This is a genomic window from Methylobacter sp. BBA5.1 (assembly GCF_000746145.1).
GTDB lineage: Bacteria > Pseudomonadota > Gammaproteobacteria > Methylococcales > Methylomonadaceae > Methylobacter > Methylobacter marinus.
The window spans coordinates 40614-58752 of record NZ_JQKS01000030.1; the positions used below are offsets into that span (position 1 = coordinate 40614).

General features: G+C 54.3%; 17 protein-coding genes and 1 pseudogene. 8 read left to right on the plus strand and 10 right to left on the minus strand.

Annotated elements, in window-relative coordinates; genetic code table 11:
* Window positions 1–24: 24 nt before the first annotated feature.
* Both creB and creC read left to right on the plus strand, forming a co-directional pair.
* A complete protein-coding gene (creB, locus tag EK22_RS17330; protein WP_036253000.1) occupies window positions 25–717 on the plus strand; it encodes a two-component system response regulator CreB in 693 nt (230 codons plus the stop codon).
* Window positions 714–2159, plus strand: a complete 1446-nt coding sequence (creC, locus tag EK22_RS17335) for a two-component system sensor histidine kinase CreC (protein ID WP_036253002.1) — start codon at window positions 714–716, stop codon at window positions 2157–2159. The genes creB and creC overlap by 4 nt, the downstream gene beginning before the upstream one ends.
* 481 nt (window positions 2160–2640) lie before the next feature.
* Here creC and EK22_RS17340 read toward each other — a convergent pair whose 3' ends face one another.
* From EK22_RS17340 to EK22_RS17365, 6 genes are all read right to left on the minus strand, one after another.
* Window positions 2641–3732 (minus strand): Gfo/Idh/MocA family protein, encoded by a 1092-nt coding sequence (locus EK22_RS17340; protein WP_036253005.1) that lies wholly within the window; start codon window positions 3730–3732, stop codon window positions 2641–2643.
* A gap of 192 nt (window positions 3733–3924) precedes the next feature.
* Window positions 3925–4581 (minus strand): nitroreductase family protein, encoded by a 657-nt coding sequence (locus tag EK22_RS17345; protein WP_036253007.1) that lies wholly within the window; start codon window positions 4579–4581, stop codon window positions 3925–3927.
* A 360-nt stretch (window positions 4582–4941) separates the two neighbouring features.
* Window positions 4942–5664 carry a hypothetical protein gene (locus tag EK22_RS17350; protein ID WP_036253009.1) on the minus strand — a complete coding sequence of 241 codons (723 nt, stop codon included), beginning with the start codon at window positions 5662–5664 and terminating at the stop codon, window positions 4942–4944.
* Between the two features lie 216 nt (window positions 5665–5880).
* The gene (locus EK22_RS17355) at window positions 5881–6942 is read right to left on the minus strand and encodes a WD40 repeat domain-containing protein (protein ID WP_036253011.1); all 1062 of its coding nucleotides are present in this window, start codon (window positions 6940–6942) and stop codon (window positions 5881–5883) included.
* Between the two features lie 10 nt (window positions 6943–6952).
* Window positions 6953–7195 carry a hypothetical protein gene (locus EK22_RS25335; RefSeq protein ID WP_235209439.1) on the minus strand — a complete coding sequence of 81 codons (243 nt, stop codon included), beginning with the start codon at window positions 7193–7195 and terminating at the stop codon, window positions 6953–6955.
* Between the two features lie 7 nt (window positions 7196–7202).
* Window positions 7203–7790 carry a hypothetical protein gene (locus EK22_RS17365; RefSeq protein ID WP_036253015.1) on the minus strand — a complete coding sequence of 196 codons (588 nt, stop codon included), beginning with the start codon at window positions 7788–7790 and terminating at the stop codon, window positions 7203–7205.
* 161 nt (window positions 7791–7951) lie between these two features.
* Here EK22_RS17365 and EK22_RS17370 point away from each other — a divergent pair, with 161 nt between their 5' ends.
* The 4 genes from EK22_RS17370 (at window position 7952) to EK22_RS17385 (ending at window position 12442) form a co-directional block, all read left to right on the plus strand.
* Complete coding sequence (locus EK22_RS17370) at window positions 7952–8383, plus strand: hypothetical protein (RefSeq protein ID WP_036253017.1); 432 nt, start codon at window positions 7952–7954, stop codon at window positions 8381–8383.
* Between the two features lie 181 nt (window positions 8384–8564).
* Window positions 8565–10556 carry a VIT domain-containing protein gene (locus EK22_RS17375; protein WP_036253019.1) on the plus strand — a complete coding sequence of 664 codons (1992 nt, stop codon included), beginning with the start codon at window positions 8565–8567 and terminating at the stop codon, window positions 10554–10556.
* A complete protein-coding gene (gene xrtK, locus EK22_RS17380) occupies window positions 10549–11409 on the plus strand; it encodes an exosortase K (RefSeq protein ID WP_036253021.1) in 861 nt (286 codons plus the stop codon). Before EK22_RS17375 ends, xrtK begins: the two co-directional genes overlap by 8 nt.
* 16 nt (window positions 11410–11425) lie before the next feature.
* Window positions 11426–12442, plus strand: a complete 1017-nt coding sequence (locus tag EK22_RS17385; protein ID WP_020158892.1) for an NADPH-dependent aldehyde reductase Ahr — start codon at window positions 11426–11428, stop codon at window positions 12440–12442.
* A 91-nt stretch (window positions 12443–12533) separates the two neighbouring features.
* Here EK22_RS17385 and EK22_RS17390 read toward each other — a convergent pair whose 3' ends face one another.
* Window positions 12534–13781: a lipase/acyltransferase domain-containing protein gene (locus tag EK22_RS17390; RefSeq protein WP_036253023.1), complete on the minus strand. Its 1248-nt coding sequence runs from the start codon at window positions 13779–13781 to the stop codon at window positions 12534–12536.
* Between the two features lie 279 nt (window positions 13782–14060).
* Window positions 14061–14663, minus strand: coding sequence for a GNAT family N-acetyltransferase (locus tag EK22_RS17400; RefSeq protein WP_081917948.1), 603 nt, complete (start codon window positions 14661–14663; stop codon window positions 14061–14063).
* A gap of 263 nt (window positions 14664–14926) precedes the next feature.
* On the opposite strand from EK22_RS17400, the gene EK22_RS17405 reads away from it, so the two are divergent.
* On the plus strand, window positions 14927–15400 hold the full coding sequence (locus EK22_RS17405; RefSeq protein WP_020158888.1) for a VOC family protein: 474 nt from the start codon (window positions 14927–14929) through the stop codon (window positions 15398–15400).
* Window positions 15401–15681: 281 nt separating this feature from the next.
* Window positions 15682–17133, plus strand: coding sequence for an HDOD domain-containing protein (locus tag EK22_RS17410; protein ID WP_235209440.1), 1452 nt, complete (start codon window positions 15682–15684; stop codon window positions 17131–17133).
* 155 nt (window positions 17134–17288) lie between these two features.
* On the opposite strand, the pseudogene EK22_RS23795 reads toward EK22_RS17410, so the two are convergent.
* Window positions 17289–17739, minus strand: a pseudogene (locus tag EK22_RS23795) (Tn3 family transposase); the annotation flags it as partial.
* Window positions 17740–17865: 126 nt separating this feature from the next.
* On the minus strand, window positions 17866–18139 hold a 274-nt coding region (locus tag EK22_RS17420; RefSeq protein WP_036251264.1), incomplete at its 5' end, for a transposase.

The following is an 18139-nucleotide window of genomic DNA, read 5'->3' on the forward strand; positions in this document are numbered from 1 at the left end:
TTTCGCCCCTACTGGCCCGATACTATGTCCGCGGTACTGATCATTGAAAACGAACCCGCCATCGCGGAAACGATTTGTTATGCGTTGAATACCGATGGCTTTAAAACGCATTGGAGCGCCACCGGCGCCGACGGCCTGGAGCAGGCCTTAGCATTGCGGCCGCAATTAATCATCCTGGACATCGGCCTGCCGGACATGAACGGCTTCGATGTCCTGAGATCGTTGCAAGCCCGGCTGGCCGCACCGCCGCCGGTGATTTTCCTGACCGCGCGCACCGAGGAAATCGACCGCGTCGTCGGCCTGGAACTGGGCGCCGACGACTATATCGGCAAGCCGTTCAGCCCGCGCGAACTCAATGCCCGGGTCAGGGCCGTATTGCGCCGCAGCCAGCCGAAACCGGAGGCGCCGCCATCGCTTGCCGCCCCCGAGCGTTTCCGGATTTTTCCCGAACAATATGAAATCCGTTATTACGGCCTGCCCCTTGATCTGACGCTGCAGGAATACCGGCTGCTGCATACGTTCGTCAGCCAGCCACAGCGGGTCTTTACCCGGGAAGAGTTGCTCGCGCAGTGCTGGGACGCGCCGGAGCACCGCCTGGACCGCGCCATCGATACGCATATCAAGACCCTGCGCGCCAAACTGCACGCCGTCCGTCCCCAGGAAGACGCCATCCGCACCTTGCGCGGCATCGGTTACGCCCTGAATCCGCCGGCATGACGGTCAGGACCCGCATCCTGCTGATATTCCTGGTCACGCTGGGCAGCGGTTTTTTCGTGCTGGAGCGCTGGCTCAGCCTGGAACTGCGGCCGCGCTATTATCAATCGTTCGAAGAGCCGCTGGTGGATATGGCCAACATTCTGGCCGAAATCGCCAGCCAGGAATTCGATCAGGCCCCGCCGCGCTTTGACAGGCTGCAAGAAGCCCTGACCCGTGTTTATGCGCGGCAGGTCAACGCCGACATTTACGGCCTGATAAAAAACGCCGTCGATATCCGCGTCTACATTACCGACCGGGCCGGCAAGGTGCTGTTCGATTCCTACCAGCTCGACGTCGGCAAGGATTTCGCCGCCTGGCGCGATGTGTCCAGAACCTTGCAAGGCCAATACGGCGCCCGCTCGTCGCCGAACGACCGGCGCATGCGCGGAATCGAACAGCGCGAGAGCAATTCCATCGCTTATATCGCCGCACCGATTTACCGCGGCAATGACCTCGTCGGCGTGCTCAGCGTCGGCAAGCCCAAGGTCACCGTCTCGCATTTCATTATGGCCGCCCGTCAGGATCTGCTATGGACGGTCCTCGGCGTCACCGTGCTGGTAATCGTCATCGCCACCATGCTTTATCTCTGGGTCAGCCGGCCGCTTTACCAGGCGGCCCGGTTCGCCGAACGCATCGCCGCGGGCGAACCGGTCGGCGCGCCCGACTTGGGCCGCAATGAAATCGGTACGGTCGTCAACGCCATCGACGCCATGCGCAAGGCTCTCGACGGCAAGCACTACATCGAAAAGTACACGCAGACCCTGGCGCATGAACTGAAAAGCCCGCTGACTTCCATCAAGGCGTCGGCGGAGTTGCTGCTGGAGGAGATGCCGGCCGCCCAGCGCCAGCGGTTCATTCAAAACATCCAGTCCGAAAACGACCGGGCGCTCAACCTCATTCAGCGCCTGCTGGAACTGGCGGCGCTGGAAAACCGGCAAGGCTCGATCGAGACGCAAACGGTTCCGCTTACCGAACTGCTAGCTGAAATCGGCGCTTCCCTGCAGGGTACGCTGGAGCGGCGCGCGATCGGTCTGAACATCGAGCATCCTATAGCGTTCAGCGTGCCGGGCGAGCGCTTTTTGATCCGTCAGGCCTTGTTCAATATTATCGACAACGCCATCGATTTCTCGCCCGATGCCGGGCACATCCGTATCAGCGGCTACGCCGACGAGGACTGGCTGGTGGTGTCCATTCGCGACCATGGCACGGGCATACCGGACTATGCCAGGGAACGTATTTTCGAGCGTTTTTATTCCCTGCCGCGCCCCGGCAATCGCGGGCGCAGTTCGGGGCTGGGCCTGAACTTTGTGAAGGAAGTGATGGAACTGCATCAAGGCCGAGTGGAGATGGTCTCGCATGACAACGGCACGGAGGCGCGGCTCAGGTTTCCGCACAGAGGATAAGCCTCTGCCGTTAATATCATTGTGGGGCCGCTCGCCCTTACGGGATTGCCGAAACAACCGCAAGGTCCATTTCCAATTCCGGGATGAACCGTAGGGGCGGACCTGCGTGTCCGCCCTGTGCCCGGTGCACGACAGGTTACCGGGAAACCATTGGCCGAGGGGGAACCGTCGGGCAAGGGCGAACACATAGGTTCGCCCCTACAAAAATGGATCAGGGCTTGACCGCCGCCCTTGCCAGAGCCTTGAAACCGTAAGGTCCCGCTATATTAATGATCTACCTGCGGCTGGACGGGGCATATTGCCCCGTCCATAAAGTTTGGCGTTGGTTAAGCATAGCTTCTGAGCTCAAACATTGCAGAAACATTAGGGACGGGGACCACAATCCCCGTCCCGCTTCAAAACAGTTTTCTCCGCATGTTCGTCAAGTCAGCTTGTCTACTGTGGCTGGCGTGTCGATAGGTTTCTGATATTCCATCGCTTTTTAGATCACTATTCTCCGACCGGTTTTCGCCGATGAGAATATCGCCTCCACAACCCGAATATCGCGCAGTCCTTCCTCGCCGGACACCAGCAAAGATTGATTGTGTAAAATAGCGAAAGCATCGTCATCCATTTGCCTGGCTTGCTGGCTGTCCAGGAAGGCGTCCAATGTTTTGCCATCGCTGGTTGATCCACGGATACCGCTGTACTTCTGGAAGGGCTCCAGCTGATACCAGCCTTTTTCGCAGTCCACGTGCAGGGAATTCATACTCGTAGCGAAGCTGGTCTTGCAATGCGCCTTGATGCCGCTTGGAAACTCGAGATCGAAGGTCATCGTTTCGTCCACATCCTTGAAAACTTCCGGGCGGTTCGTCGACTGTCGGGCGGTCACCGCGATCGGCTCTTTACCGCTGCAATAGCGCGCGGCCTGCAGCGAATAAACGCCCATGTCATACATAGCGCCGCCACCCATGCTCTTTTTCTGCCGCCAGTGGTCGGTTCGATTGTAGTAGAATCCGGCGGCGGCCGATATCGATTTTACCGGTCCATAGGCTCGCTCTTTGCCGAAGCGGATCACGGCCTGGGTATTGGGCTCATGCTGCATGCGATAGCCGATCGCCAGCTTGACCTTGTTATCCCGGCAGGCCTTGAGCATCGCTTCGCACTCCTTGACTGTCATGGCCATGGGCTTTTCACACCAGACATGCTTTCCGGCGTTGGCGGCGCGGATGACGTACTCCGCATGCATGGCATTGGGCAGCACGATATAGACGACATCGATATCCGGGTTGTCGGCGATCTTATCCATCGATTGATAGTCATAAATATTCCGGTCAGGAATGCCATAGCGCCGTTTCCACTGCTCGGCTTTGGCCGGTGTCCCGGTGACAATGCCGGCAAGATAACAGTACTTCGTGCGCTGCAGGGCCGGGGCCAGAAGGTGGGTGCTGTAGTGGCCCAGTCCCACCAGGGCGACGCCCAGGCGCTCCCTGGCAGGCCGGGCAAGGACATTGAGTGGTGGAAGCGCCAGAGCACTGGCGCCCAAAATTACTTGCTTGATGAATCTTCGACGGGCAGGCGTTTGTTGGTTCATAGAGTATCCTCAAAAAATAAAGCGGCACATACATACCTGTAGATTTTTCCTAAGGAACTACGAATAACGATTGAAAGGGAGTCACTTCGCTCCCGCCAGAAGCATAAATAGCCTTTTTGACTGAATGAAAGTATGAAAAAATTGGAAGCTTGTCAATTTTGCGGCAGAACCGCAAATATAACTTGCTACGCTTTAATCCCTGGCGCCACGCTTGGGAAAACCGACTGTCTGCGACAACAACACTTGTTGATCATGAGACAATTCCAGCGCGTCGGCAATGGCGGCACGGTCGATCCAGGCGCGAATGACCGTAGACAGACCGGCGCTCGCGGAAAACAAATAGACATTCTGTGCAATGGCGCCCGCCGCCGCGGAAGCGTAGGATTCACGTTGAGTGACCGGTACCATCGCCATGCGCCTGTGATCGGCCACATAAACCAAATCCAACGGCGCTTCATCGACAAAGTCCTGATAACCCGTTATTCGCCTCAGATCCTGTTTCACCATAAGGTCGAGCGCTTGCCTGTGAACGTCATACCAATAAGCGCCTTCAGGAAGTGCCACATAAACATCTATCTCTTGCGCATTCAAGGCCGAAGGCGCGGTACGCCCGCCATCGGGTCTGTTAACGCCATAAGCCGCCCAAAGCAAGTCGGAAAGTAGCTGCAAGGGCAAAGCATCAGGCGCAAATTCGCGCGACGAACAGCGATTGAGCAGTGTCTCCATCAGCGGAAGTCCTCCCGTTTTCTGAGGCGGGGGCAGCGCGATCGATTCTGTCGATTTCCCCCGAACGGGACCGGGGCGCAATTGTCCCATCATGCCCAAAACCAATTTAGTCAATGTTTTCACGGTGGATTCTCCGGACTTGTTGAAGTAAGAAGCGCAGAATTGGTTATGCTTTTTTGAGCGCAGTGAGCCTTAAAAATTGCATCAACGCCCGGATTTTTGCTCAACGTTAGGCTATTGAATTTAATCGTTTTATCAAATTCTTCAGCCGCGACTGCGGTTTCTTGACTGCCTGTCAATGGCAAATGAAGGTCTGAAAACTGTCGCTAGGCATCCATGTTTAAGCGCCGCCGCGCTCATTCATTCTGAAGTAAATATATATTAGGACCGTAGGTGCGATTAGCGCAGCGTAATCGCACCTACGGTCCTGCTAGCGTAGCGATATGCAGGACTTGAACAGAACACCGCGGAAAATTGTCCGAGTTAATTGCTTTTGTTAAGCGAATTCAGCGTCGCCATTTGCTCTTTAGCCAGCGCGTATAACTTACTACCGACTGCGTTTAAAGCTTTTATTCGAGCTTCTTTCTCGCCAACACGGTACTCGTCATACATATATGGCCTAAGGACCTTGTGCTCACCACCTCCTTCAACCACAGCATAAAGATATCCATTATCTATATCAAAAAGTGACGCTTCATAGATGGAATATGAGTCTCTATGATGTGCTGGAACAATCCACATACCAACTATTGTGAGATTTAAAATACTTAGTGGATTCATATATGTATCAGTTACTGTGCTGTCATTTAGGAACAAAATTGCATCGGCGCCTAAACGAGCCCCCGCCGTTCTAGAACCCTGAAGGAAACAGTTACTATCATCTTGATATCCGCAAGTTGGCGCAATTGATTTTGGAACGATTTCGATGCTTTTAACAAAACCAAGCTTCTTTAGATCATCGCTCCATTTTTCGATTACATCCCGTTCTTCTTGAGAAAGCGCCTCCCACCTGTTCGATGGCATTACTGCAATTTTTAATGGTATTCGCGCTTGTGGTTTAAGAGCTCTTATTTCTTCTATCGTTTTTGCATCGGAAAATTGGGTAGTAGGAATTCCTCCCTTTCCTCGCGCTAAACGTGCTGTCATATCAGTAGCGGCACATGCACTTAACAACCAGATACCCAGCAAAATACTTATAAACTTCATGACTACCTCTTACTTATTATTCGCATAACTATAACGTTAACCCGGATATTTCATGAAACCACAGAGTTCACGAAGAAAAACAGGGGTTGCCATTTTTCTCCTTGCAACGTCATGATTTTATTGAAACACCGTGTAAAGAACTGAATTTAAAAAACTTCATGTACTCCGTGTCGCCTAGAGGCGCTTACTTTTGGTCTTCTTGATGAAATATTCAGTTTAAGGAGTCCCCCCATGGCTTTCCCTGTTCGCTTTCAACAATAATAATTTGCCGAAATAAGTGCCAGCGGCTAAGTTGGATGTCTTGGGATCGATGGCTAGACCGTAAATGGGGTCGTTATCAACTCTGTACGTTCCAATCAGCGCTTTCTTGTTGATATCCCACATCTGAATGGTTCCATTGCTTTCTCCGAGGGCAATGATGCCATTCTCTGAGAGGGTGAGGGACTGTATCAAGTCGCTCGCATCTATATCAAGCAATCTCTTAAAGGGTCTGAGCGAGTAGACGGTTGCGCTGTCTTCCCGGCTGATTGCAAATATGGGCTCATTAGGGTGTTTAGCCATTAAGTAAATTCTCCCCCAACCTGTAATTGTGCGCACAGGTTTGTCTCCCGGCATGGTCCAAACATAACAGTTACCATCGTCAGTGCCTGCCACGATAAAATCATCAACGGCAACTGCTGCGGTTATCCTGTCATCGGTTCTCCAAAGCGTACGGGTATCGTCAGTCAGATTTCTTATGATCACGAATTGATCCCAATACCCTGCGGACAATACATAGTCGCTACCGTGAAATTGCAGTGCGCTCTGATCAACATGGTCAACCGGCTCTGCCAGGAGCTTATTGGCGGATGTGTCGTACAAATAACCGCCATACGCTATGTATTTCGAACCCTCGCTGACGCTAGCCAGCTTCCCACTTTCTGGAAACTTGTAACTGAAACGTTTCTTTAAATTTGAATCCCATATTTGTGCAAATCCATAAAGATCGGCTGTGAAGACTTCATTTCCATTGGGAATAAATCCTGCCTCTGCCAAGGTTCCTTCTAGCTCCAGAGTTTTCATTGAGAAATCTTCGCTGTCAACCACATAAACCGCGCCAGAATAAGGTACAGCCAGTATGGACTTTCCGTCTTTTGAAAACTCTACCTTGTTAAACGAGGCACTCGGAAACGCCTTGGAAAAAACAACATCGAGCAATTTCGGCTTTGCATCTGATGCCGACCTGAGCGTGCACGCAACCATGAAATTCAGCAAAATCAGCATAACCAGTCTTTTCATAAATCCGTCCTTAGCTGAGCTTTGCCGATACGTAACCATAAAAATAGTCCAGGAACTCGCCCACGGTGACGTCTTTCCTTTTCTTATTGACTGGATAATCGGCTTGACCCCAAGTGTACACTTTGAAATCGATTTTTTTGTCATACACGGTCTCGTCATCATCCACTTTGGCGCCTAGTGGCAACCAACTGATTGCGGGACAGCCATCGATCTGAATATCAGAATTTAGTACGACCCAATGGTCGGCGGGCACTTTGCCTTTAGGATAGCCCGAAAGTAAGTTGGCGCCGATCAATAGACAAATGACGTATCCGCTTTGCCGTTTCTGGTGCGCTTGAATGAAGTGTATACAGGTTCTTGTCGAAGATTAAATTGGTTCTGTTATAGACCTGGGTGTACCCGCTCTTTATAAACCATTCCTGCAAATGGTCTGGTAAAGTTATCCCGGCGAACTGGTCATCCACTGTTTGATAGTCGAAAATGGAATTTGTCGAGTCTCTGAGGCTCGCAAGCCCTATCCAGTCTATTTCTTGTATGAGAGCTTTAGGAACGTCGTAGTTTTTGCAAGCCGCGCCTGGTTTTATTCTTAAATTGCCGATGGCTGCTTCGCCTTGTTCGTATAAATCAATGATGTATTTCACATAAACGTGCGGCTTATCCGTTGCAATGGCATACAGAAATGAAGCCGGACCACATAAACTGCTCCTTCCTTGATATATTTTTGATGGCTTGGCTACGCGATCACGCAATTGGTCCACGATTCTTTCTCGTTCGCAACGAGGAAATGCGCCTACACCCTTGCGGGCGGCAAATTCATTGATCATTTGATATACAATACTATTGGCCATGGAAGTCCTTATTTGGTTGGCATTGTTAGAATAATATTTGCGTTGGACGCAGTCGGCTTGTCCACTGCAATTAGCTGGTTTTAGTCAGGTGTATCTCCTTGCATTCGCGATAAAAAAGCTTGTAGTCCGTTGCTGAAATTGTATTAGCGCTGGGTGACACAATGTCACCGATGAAAAAGGGGATGCTACCCATTTTCCTTATCTTGGCCGCCCTATTTGCTGATATTGCAATAGCCTTTCCCGCAGGACAGATTTTTTTCCATATTCCGCCGCCGCACTTCCAAGTGCCTGTAGCTCAACAGGCGGTCGCCTGCCAGACCTCAGTGGACAGCAGCCCTCGACCATCGATAAGCTTCCGCCTTCGATACCGTTCGGTTCACTCTGAGTATGAGTCAAGTGTAGTTGACAACTCGCTAAAAGAGAAGCGCCTCCCTTTATCGAAGGAATATGACCTGGCCTTCTGCCGCACCGATAGTCCAGCCCGGTCCTTGCTCGTAGAATCGTCTCTAGCGGCCCAGGTCAGCAACACCGAACGCCGCTACACTCATTCGCTGTTCCATGATTTCATCGTATGCGCCCGGCAGCATTTGTAGAGGCGACTTTAGTCGCCTTGGGCGAATACCCTAAAGGGCACAAGTGAATTCGCCCCTACATCGGGAACGGTGTTAACCCGCACACACATTCCCCATCAAAAACACATGTTCATCGCATAAAAGCCCCGCATTCGGTTTTTATACTCGTTTCATCTTAAACCACAGATGACGAGGAAAGACCATGTTCAAACACTTATCAATTATCATCCTGCTGTTCTGCATCGCCGCCGGCAGCCAGGCGGAGACGATTTGCGACGACTGCGCCGAAAGCCTGGCGCCCAGACTATGGATACCGGACGGTGACCCCGCTACCGATGTGCTGCCGTTAAAGGCCAGCCATGCCGATATCCGCATCAATGGCCCGATTGCCGAGGTGACCGTCAGCCAGCATTACCGCAATGACGGCCAGCGCGCGATCAATGCCCGCTACGTGTTTCCGGGTTCCACGCATGCCGCCGTGCACGGCCTGACCATGAAAATCGGCGAACGTATCGTCAAGGCCAAAATCGAGGAAAAGCAGCAGGCCAAACAGTTGTTCGCCCAGGCGCGGCAGGAGGGCAAGCGCGCCGCGCTAATGACCCAGCAGCGCCCGAACGTGTTCATGATGGATGTCGCTAATATCATGCCGGGCGACGACGTGGAACTGACGCTCACCTACAGCGAGCTGCTGATTCCCGAACAAGGCGTTTACGAGCTGGTGTATCCGACCGTGGTCGGGCCGCGCTATGGCAGCGATCCGTTGCAGACGGCGCGCGATGCCGCCTGGATCGCCAACCCTTACGCCAAGGATGCCAATGGCCGTAACCCGGCGGCGACCGAAACCCGCATCAATCTGGCCATCGACAGCCCGATCGCCATCAAGGACCTGCAATCGGTTCAGCATAAAATCGAAACCCGCTGGCAAAGCGACAAGTCGGCGACGGTCAGTCTGGCCGGTTCCGAAACGCAGCCGGGCAACCGGGATTTCATTCTGCGCTTTCGCCTGCAGGACGAGCAGATCGTCTCCGGCCTGATGACCTACAGCCAGGGCGCGGACAACTATTTTCTGATGATGGCCGAACCGCCCGCCCGCGTGCAATCCGAACAGATCATGAACCGTGAATACCTGTTCGTGGTGGACGTGTCCGGGTCGATGTTCGGTTTTCCGCTCGATACCGCCAAACAGCTAATGACCCGATTGCTGAGCGCGCTGAAGCCGACCGAATCCTTCAATATCCTGTTTTTTGCCGGCGATGCCAGCGTCTTGTCGCCGGAGCCTTTAACGGCAACCCCCGAACATATCCGGCAGGCGCTCGCCATGATGTCGGGCTATAACGGCGGAGGCGGCACGGAACTGATCAACGCCCTGACCCAGGCTTATGCCATGCCGCGTAAAGCCGATGTGGCGCGCAGTCTGGTCGTGATCACCGACGGCTATGTGAATGCCGAGCGCGAGGCTTACACGCTGATCGCCGACCATCTCAACAACAGCAATCTGTTTGCCTTCGGCATCGGCAGTTCGGTGAACCGGCATCTGATCGAATCCATGGCCAAAGCCGGCGCCGGCGAGCCGTTCATCGTCACCGGCGAACAGGAAGTGGACGCGGTCAGCACACGCTTTCGCCGCATTATCGAAGCGCCGTTGCTGAGCAACATCGCCGTGACCGGCAAGGATGTCGAGCTTTATGACCTGGAACCCAAGCACATCCCGCTGATGCTGGCCGAGCGGCCCATCGTGATTTTCGGCAAATACCGCGCAACAAGCGATCAGGCCGCCATTGAATTGCAGGGCCAAAGCGCGAACGGTACGTATCACGTCGCCATGCCGCTGGCGGAGGCAAGCCATGACAGCCGCGCCGGGCTGCTGCCCGTGCTGTGGGCAAGAAACCGGCTGATGCGCCTGGCGGATAGGGCGGGCAACGATATGGCCTTGAATCGCGACGAAATCATCAAGCTGGGCCTGGATTATTCTTTGCTGACGCCCTACACCGCTTTCATTGCCGTGGATGAAGTGGTCGCCAATGCGGCCAGACAGGCCGAAGACGTGCATCAGCCTTTGCCGCTGCCGCAAGGCGTTTCCGAATACGCGCTGGCCGCGCGGCCCATGCCGGAACCGGAATTCTACTGGCTGATGGCCATGCTCATGGCGTTAATCGCCGCCAAGCGCCTGCGCAAGGGCCAAGATCATGTTTAACGGCCAGTTGAAAATATCCAACCGTGCGGCGGTCAATGGAGGATTGACCGCCCTGATGGTCATCGGCATAAAACACTATTACAGCGTGGCCAACGCCGATGAACTGCAATGGCTGTTATATCCCCTGGTCCTGTTGCTGGAACTGCTCAGCCCGCTGTCCTTTGAACCTTTGGCTAACGGCGAATGGCTGGACAGGGAGCATCATATCCGCATCGTCAAGGCGTGTGCGGGAGGCAATTTTTTCATTATCTCGCTGCTCGGTTACTTATGGTTGCTGCCGGACCGGCTCCACCCGCTGGGCCGCATCGTTTCGGCGCTTATGGCGGCCTGGCTGACCACCTTGTGCGCCAACAGCCTGCGGATTGTGTTCAGCGTTTATGCCGGTGACGCGCTGTCCGATGCGCTCAGTCTGTCGGCGGAAGACAGCCATCGCCTTATCGGCATTCTGAGCTATTTCCTGAGTATCTGCCTGCAGCTGAGCCTGGACCGGCACTGCGATTGGTACGCATCCATGGTTATTGCGGCATTGCTGTATCTGACCGTCACGCTGCTGATGCCGCTGCTGCGCGGCTGGGTTGACGGCCGCAATACCCTGAACCTGGCCTATGCCGTTTGGGTTTTCGCCATTCCCGCGGGCTTGCTGGCATTGGCTTATGGCGTGAAAAACGGCGGACTTGCCGTTCGGGCGGCGGGTTTATTTCGGAAACATTTCCTGTCTGTCTCCGTCATAGTTACACCTGAGAACTCGGGAGCAAGACTCATGGACGCGCCCGAATCCGCCTCGAAGCATGTAAAAACGCGCCGGCCGGCCGGAAAAGGCCCGAAACCAACCGGTATTGGCTGTTATCACTGACCCGGAGGAATATCTCATGACTGAAATCCACGGCTGGGCCACGCACGGTCCCAGGCAGAAACTCGAACCATTCAGCTATGAACCGGGGCCGCTCGGTCCGGAAGAGGTGGAAATCGCCGTCGAATATTGCGGCCTCTGCCATTCCGACCTGTCGATCATCAATGACGAATGGGGCATGTCCCAGTATCCGGTCATTCCGGGGCATGAGGTGGCCGGGAAAGTCGTGGCCCTGGGCGATCACGCCAAGGGCCTGCATATCGGACAGCGGGTCGGGGTCGGCTGGAACGCCGGCAGCTGCATGCATTGCCATGAATGCATGACCGGCAACCACAATCTGTGTGCCGAGGCCATGCCGACCATCGTCGGGCACCAGGGCGGTTTTGCCGACCGGGTCCGGGCGCACTGGGCCTGGACCATTCCGCTGCCGGATACGCTCGATTTGTCATCCGCCGGACCGCTGCTGTGCGGCGGCATCACGGTGTTCTCGCCGCTGTTGACCTTCGGCGTCAAGCCCACCGACCGCGTCGGCGTTATCGGCATCGGCGGTCTGGGCCATATGGGCCTCGGATTTGCCAATGCCTGGGGCTGCGAAGTGACGGCATTCACGTCGCACGCATCCAAGGCCGAGGAGGCGCGCGGTTTCGGCGCTCATCACGTGGTCTCGAGCCGCGACAGCGAGGCCATGCGGAACATCGCGGGGTCGCTGGATATGCTGATCGTGACCGTCAATGCGCCGCTGGACTGGGCGGCGCTGTTGAAAACGCTGAAGCCTAACGGTCGTCTGCATATCGTGGGCGCCGTGCTCGAACCGATGCCGATTCCGGCCATCGATCTGATTTTCGGGCAAAAAAGCGTCTCAGGCTCGCCGAACGGCGACCCCATGAAAATAGCGACGATGCTGGAGTTTGCCGCGCGCCATGGCATCGCTCCGCAGGTCGAGCATTTTCCGATGAGCCAGGTCAACGAGGCGCTTGAGCATCTGGCGGCAGGCAAGGCGCGTTACCGTATCGTGCTGGATCCGGATTTCGCCTGACAGAATGGTTATTGAGCGCGCGTCTACACATGATGTTAAGCGGCCTGGCCGCTCTCGACCAGGCCGCGAGCCTGATAAGACCGGAGGCGGTTTAAGATGCCGGACAAACCGACTTCGGCTGCTGGAGATGAGTCAGCAAGCGGTTCAGAACAGCCGCGTCACTGGCCAGCGCAAAATGATCCACGCCCGCATTGTCACTCAGCTCAAAATGGTAGCAGGGCATGTTCTGCCAGACTTGGATCGCATCATTGGTAAGGTCTTCCTGATTGCCGTCCCCGTCACGAATGAACAGGGGCGCGGTATCGAAATCAACCACCTGCCCGACCGACAGGTCCGGGAGCCCCAGTCCCACCAGCGTATCGAGTCCGGAACCTTTTTCGGCATAGACATCGACGTTCGGGAAGTTCTGCGGCTCATTGAACTTGACCAAGCCGATGTAGGCGGCGGCCAGTTCTTGCGATAAGGGCAGATTGGCATCCTCGAACAGTTGCTGGTGATCCTCCGGCGTGTACGATATATCCCCGATCTGCAACACGGTTTCCTGATCACCGAACACCGCCGGATCGGCGGAACTCATGTAACTGGACGGATGGGTCTGGTACATGGCGGCGCTGCTGGCCGCATTCGCGGGGTCCGTGGGGAAGGTGAAGTCAATGATGTTCAGGCCGGTAAAATACACGGAATACAGGAGCCCCTGTCCGGGCCAGTTGCCGGCCAGCGGCGTGAAGCCGTGGATGAACCGGTTCTTCCATTCCTGGGTCGTGTGCGTGAGCAGGTACTGTATGTACAGGGGGCCGTTGGAGTGCCCGACCAGATGCACAGGCGTGTTGTGGTTCTGATGGTAGGTTTCCTCGATCAGTTCCTTGGTTTTCTCCAGGAAACTGCCGATATCCGGCGTCAGCCTGGAATCATAGCCGGCCACGCGGATATTGTGGTTGCGCGCATAGCCGTGCGATTCCAGAAACGCGTACAGGGGCTCGTAGAAAGGTGCGCTCTCGGTATCGCCATAGTGTTTTATCTTGACCTTGACGCCCGGCTGGTTGGAGAAGCGCGACACCATCGGCAAACTCTTGTCCGGATCGACCACCAGCGTCAGCAGTCTGTCCCGGCAGACCTGGCTGAATTCGGTGCCGGGGTTGGGATTGAGGAACCAGTCCTCGAAACTGCCGGATGCGGGACAGTCGGGGACTGCCGTCTGCTTATGGACTTTCACGTCGAGCATGGTCAGGTGGAAGGCCGGGAACACGACGACCGGCGTGCGCGTATCGACCGGGGCCGATACCGATGCCGCGGACATGAGCATGCCGGCGACAATGAAGGATACAGATGTTGTTTTCATAAAGCGTTCCTTGTGTGTATGTGAAATGATCCGATCGGAAAATTCAACCAAGGCCGATGAAGCTGCAGCCCATTGAAATCCAGCATTTTCCGGGGTACGGATCTTTTCCAGGCGGAGGTTTTGCAGTGGCGCGGCTGAATAGGCAGGATTCGAACCTTGGCGCTGACCGTTTTATAAATTTTTTTGCCAGCTGTCATTCCCGATCGGCGCAACTTATACGCTAGTTTTTTGCGGTTGGCAATAAACTCAAACTCTACCTTTAAATGCCGTTTGACAGCCTCAATATGAGCTGTCCGGAAGCGTAAATATTTTGCTCGGCATCCCCATGAGAACCGCCCGGTGGGAGAATCTGAAGCCGATTTTTTCCAACACCCGGACTGATGCGACATTGTCGGGGTGCGTGAAAGCCATCAAGTCTGTTAAGCCAAGCTCATGAACGCCATGTTGCAGCCAGGCTGATGCCGCTTCGGTGGCCAGTCCCTTGTTCCAGTAATCCGGCAACAGCCGGTATCCCAGTTCAAAGCGCCGGCACTCGGAACAATACATGAGGCCTGAATCGCCGATGGGCTTGCCGGTGCCGCGCTCAAGAATCATCCATTTCGCAAAGCCGTATTGCGCCTGATGCTCAAGATAGCGCCGTATTCTGTCAAGGGTGGCGGTAACTGATTCATCAGGCCCGAAAGGCGTGAATTTCATTACCTCAGGGTCGCCGAACCAGGCAAAGGTCTCCATTGCATGGCCTGCCGAAAAAGGCCTGAGGATAGTTCGAGGTGTTTGAAGCTCGGTTATTTGCATGCAATTACCTTTTATAAACCCGTGTAGAACAACCCTGTATTCCCGCTGGACGGCCCTGATATCAGTGACGATACGAATAGCAATCATGCCGGGAAAGTGAATAATGTAGCCGCTGTAAATAGTCTGACATATGTGTAGTTCCCAGGTTTGAAAGCGCCCGTTGTCAGCCGACCTTGTTCAAGGCGCCGAGCAAGCGCCATGCCGCGCGGAGCCCGCCAAGCGCTTTGGCGTTAATGATTTTTTATTGAACCGCTAGCCCGGCCGGAGCGCGCTGTTGATCTTAAGCGCCGGCTTGTTAAAAACAAGACGGGAAAGAATCGGCACCACTGTCATGTTAGGAGTAAAACACGATGCAAAAAATCACTCCATTCTTGTGGTTCAATGGCGAAGCCGAAGAGGCAATGAATTTTTATACCTCTATTTTCAAACATTCAAAAGTCGGCAGTATTACCCGTTATGTCGAAGAAGGGAGTGAACAGAACGGCATGGTACTGTCCGCGATATTCCAGCTTGAGGGCCAGGAATTTATTGCCTTGAACAGCGATCCGCAACTGGCCTTGCCGCCGGCCCTGTCGTTCTTTGTAAATTGCGAGACCCAGGAAGAAGTGGATGAATTATGGGAGAAACTCTCGGAGGGGGGAGAAAAACAAAAATGCGGCTGGCTTATAGACAAATACGGCGTATCGTGGCAAATCATCCCCTCGATTCTAAGAGAAATGCTGCATGACAGCGATACTGTAAAATCGAAAAGAGTCATAAAGGCAATGCTGCAGATGGATAAAATCGACATAGAGGATCTAAAGCAGGCCTACGACCCGTATTGAATTCGGTTGCGAAAGAAGCGCTGGCCGGACAGAAAATCCATTAAACCGGCAACCCTGCGCTTGGCTAGGCCGCTTCGCCACTTCTCCGGGTGCGTCCCAATGGTCTTAATCCTCGCTCGGCAACCGTCGCGACTTATTTTTTCTCCGATTAAAAAAATCGGCTTCAACCGTATCCGTTCGAAGTCGGAGCCGACCGAACCGTCCCGCTAAAATTAAAGCTTGCCCAAGCGCAGGCTTGCCTTAATAATTCTGTGAATTTGGTCACACAATTAAGTATGAACATGCCAGTCACCGAAATCAAACCAGAACCCCGATCGCTTGAAGAGTGGACGGCCATGCTGCGTGATCGGGACATGCCGATCTTTTCGAATACCGTGCGGAGCGTCAACAATATTATCGGCGACGATAAAAAAGGCGTGATGGAACTGGCGTCGGTGATATTGCAGGACCCGAACCTCACCACTCAATTGCTAAAGTTGAGCAACAGCATTTATTACAATGCCTCCCGGCAGAAAATGGCTACCGTCTCGCGGGCCATCGTGCTGCTCGGCACCGAAGTGCTGCGCGAACTCACCCTGGCTTGCTCCTTTCTTGAAGCCATTCTGTCGCCGACCAACCAACGCCGGGCCAACGAGGAAATCGCCCAGGCCATCCACGCGGCCGTGCATGCCAAAGCCCTCGCGATCGCCACGCATGACCGGTCGCCGGAAGAAGTGTTCGTTGCCGCCTTGCTGCACAATATCGGCAACATATCCTTTTGGTGTTTTTGCGGCGCCAAAGGCGACCTGATCCAGGCACTGGTCAAAGACGGCTCCAGCCAACAGGCGGCGGAGAAGCAGGTGTTGGGTTTCACGTTGGCGGATCTGGGCGGTTCGCTGAGCAAAGCCTGGAACCTGGGAGGCCTGATCGAAGAGTCGATCAGGAAAAACCAGGGCGCGGTCAATCCGCGCGTGGGCCTGGTCCACCTGGGCTATGAAGTGGTCGAGGCGTTACGGGAAGGCCCCGACACGAAGCAATACGGCGCGTGCCTGGAAAAAATCGCCGCCGTCACCAAGCAGCCGAAACAAGCCGTCAGGGAAGCCCTGCAAAAAAACATCGAAGCCGCGGCCGGCATTGCCCGCCATTTCGGCGCCCATGAAGCCTCAGACCTGATCCGCAAGGAAGCCGGACAGCCATCCGAACCCGAAACGGCCGAGGCAGCGCCCATGACCGACAGGAAACAATTGCAATTCCAGATTCTGCAGGATATCACCTCGATACTCAGCGGCCGGATCGACATCAACCTGTTGCTGGAAACCGTGCTGGAAGGCATCCAGCGCGGCATCGGCATGGACCGGACTCTCTTCGCGCTGCTGACCACGGACAAACTGGCGCTGCGCGAGAAAGTGTCGCTGGGATGGCGCAAGGACAGCTATACGCAAAAGCTGGTGTTCAATCTCGCCAAGACGCCGCCCAACCTGTTTTTCCAGACCCTTTCCAATCACGACGGCTGCTGGCTGAACCCGGAACAGGACGCTGCCTTGTTTACCGCCGGCGACACCAAACTGGTCGGCAAGAACCCGTGCTTCTTGATGCCGGTCTGCGCCGGCGACAAGCCGATCGGCCTGATATACTGCGACCGCGCCTACAATCATCAGGCCCTGAGCGAAGACGATTTCAGAGCCTTCAGGCATTTCGTGCAGCAGGCCAATATCGGGCTGTCGCTTTATCGATTGCAGGGACGGGAGGGATAAACAAACGCTCAAGCATGATAGGGTACGAGAGTGTGAAAGTATTTAGCCACGAAGGGCACGAACGCCTCTAAGGACAGGAAATGATCCCGTCATTTCTCTGCATTCACCCCATCCATGGGGATTAGGGTGGCGGTAGAATTGCCTCTGGACTAACGGTCAACCGCCTGCCAATGCGAGGCCAGCTTGCTTGCCGGTTTTACGCTCATGCGCTGACCCGTGTCCTGAAGCGTGTCTTTCGGCATGATTTTGTACGCGCGTTGCCGAATGGCATGGCGTCGCTCCACCGTCTCATCGACATAAAGCAGCAACAGGCGTCCGACCTGCTGGATTTACTGACGGCATTGCACCTGCTCGGCAGCATAAAACTGCTTCGCGCCGGAGCAGCTTTCGTCCTCTAACTGTTTCATGTGGAAAGCCATCGCATCGACCGGATTATCCGTAAACTGCCGGAAGCGTTGCCAGGCTTAACATAACAAGTAAAGATGGGGCTGTTCAGGCCTTAAGCTACGCAAGTCGTGGGCAGTATAGAAATTCGCCAAGCTTGCATAGTAAAAGCGAGTTCTGCTGCGAGACGTCCAACTTGGGCAGCAACGCCTTGGTAATCCTAGTACTCAGTCAATTTAATTATGACGGTTAAATTGTAGGTGCGAATTCATTCGCACTATTCACACGCTATGGATACTCCGCAAATTTTACTCGTCAGAACAAGGCTGACTGAGTACTAGTACTTAGTCATTGTTGTATTGTCGGATAAAGTTTTTTCAATTTTACCCGAGCATCTTGATTGGTAAATTGCCATTCCATGGGTTTTGAAATCGAATTTCGTTTGTCTTGCCAGGCAGCGACTTCGTTTTTCAAGACCTCTTGATTCGGAATGCGCCGATCCAAACATTGTCTTGATAAGATGCTCAACTCGATTTCCGCCATATTAAGCCAACTGCCGTGCTTGGGCGTGTAATGGATTTCCAGTTTATCCAAAATTCGCCGCGCCTCTTGTGGTTCAAAG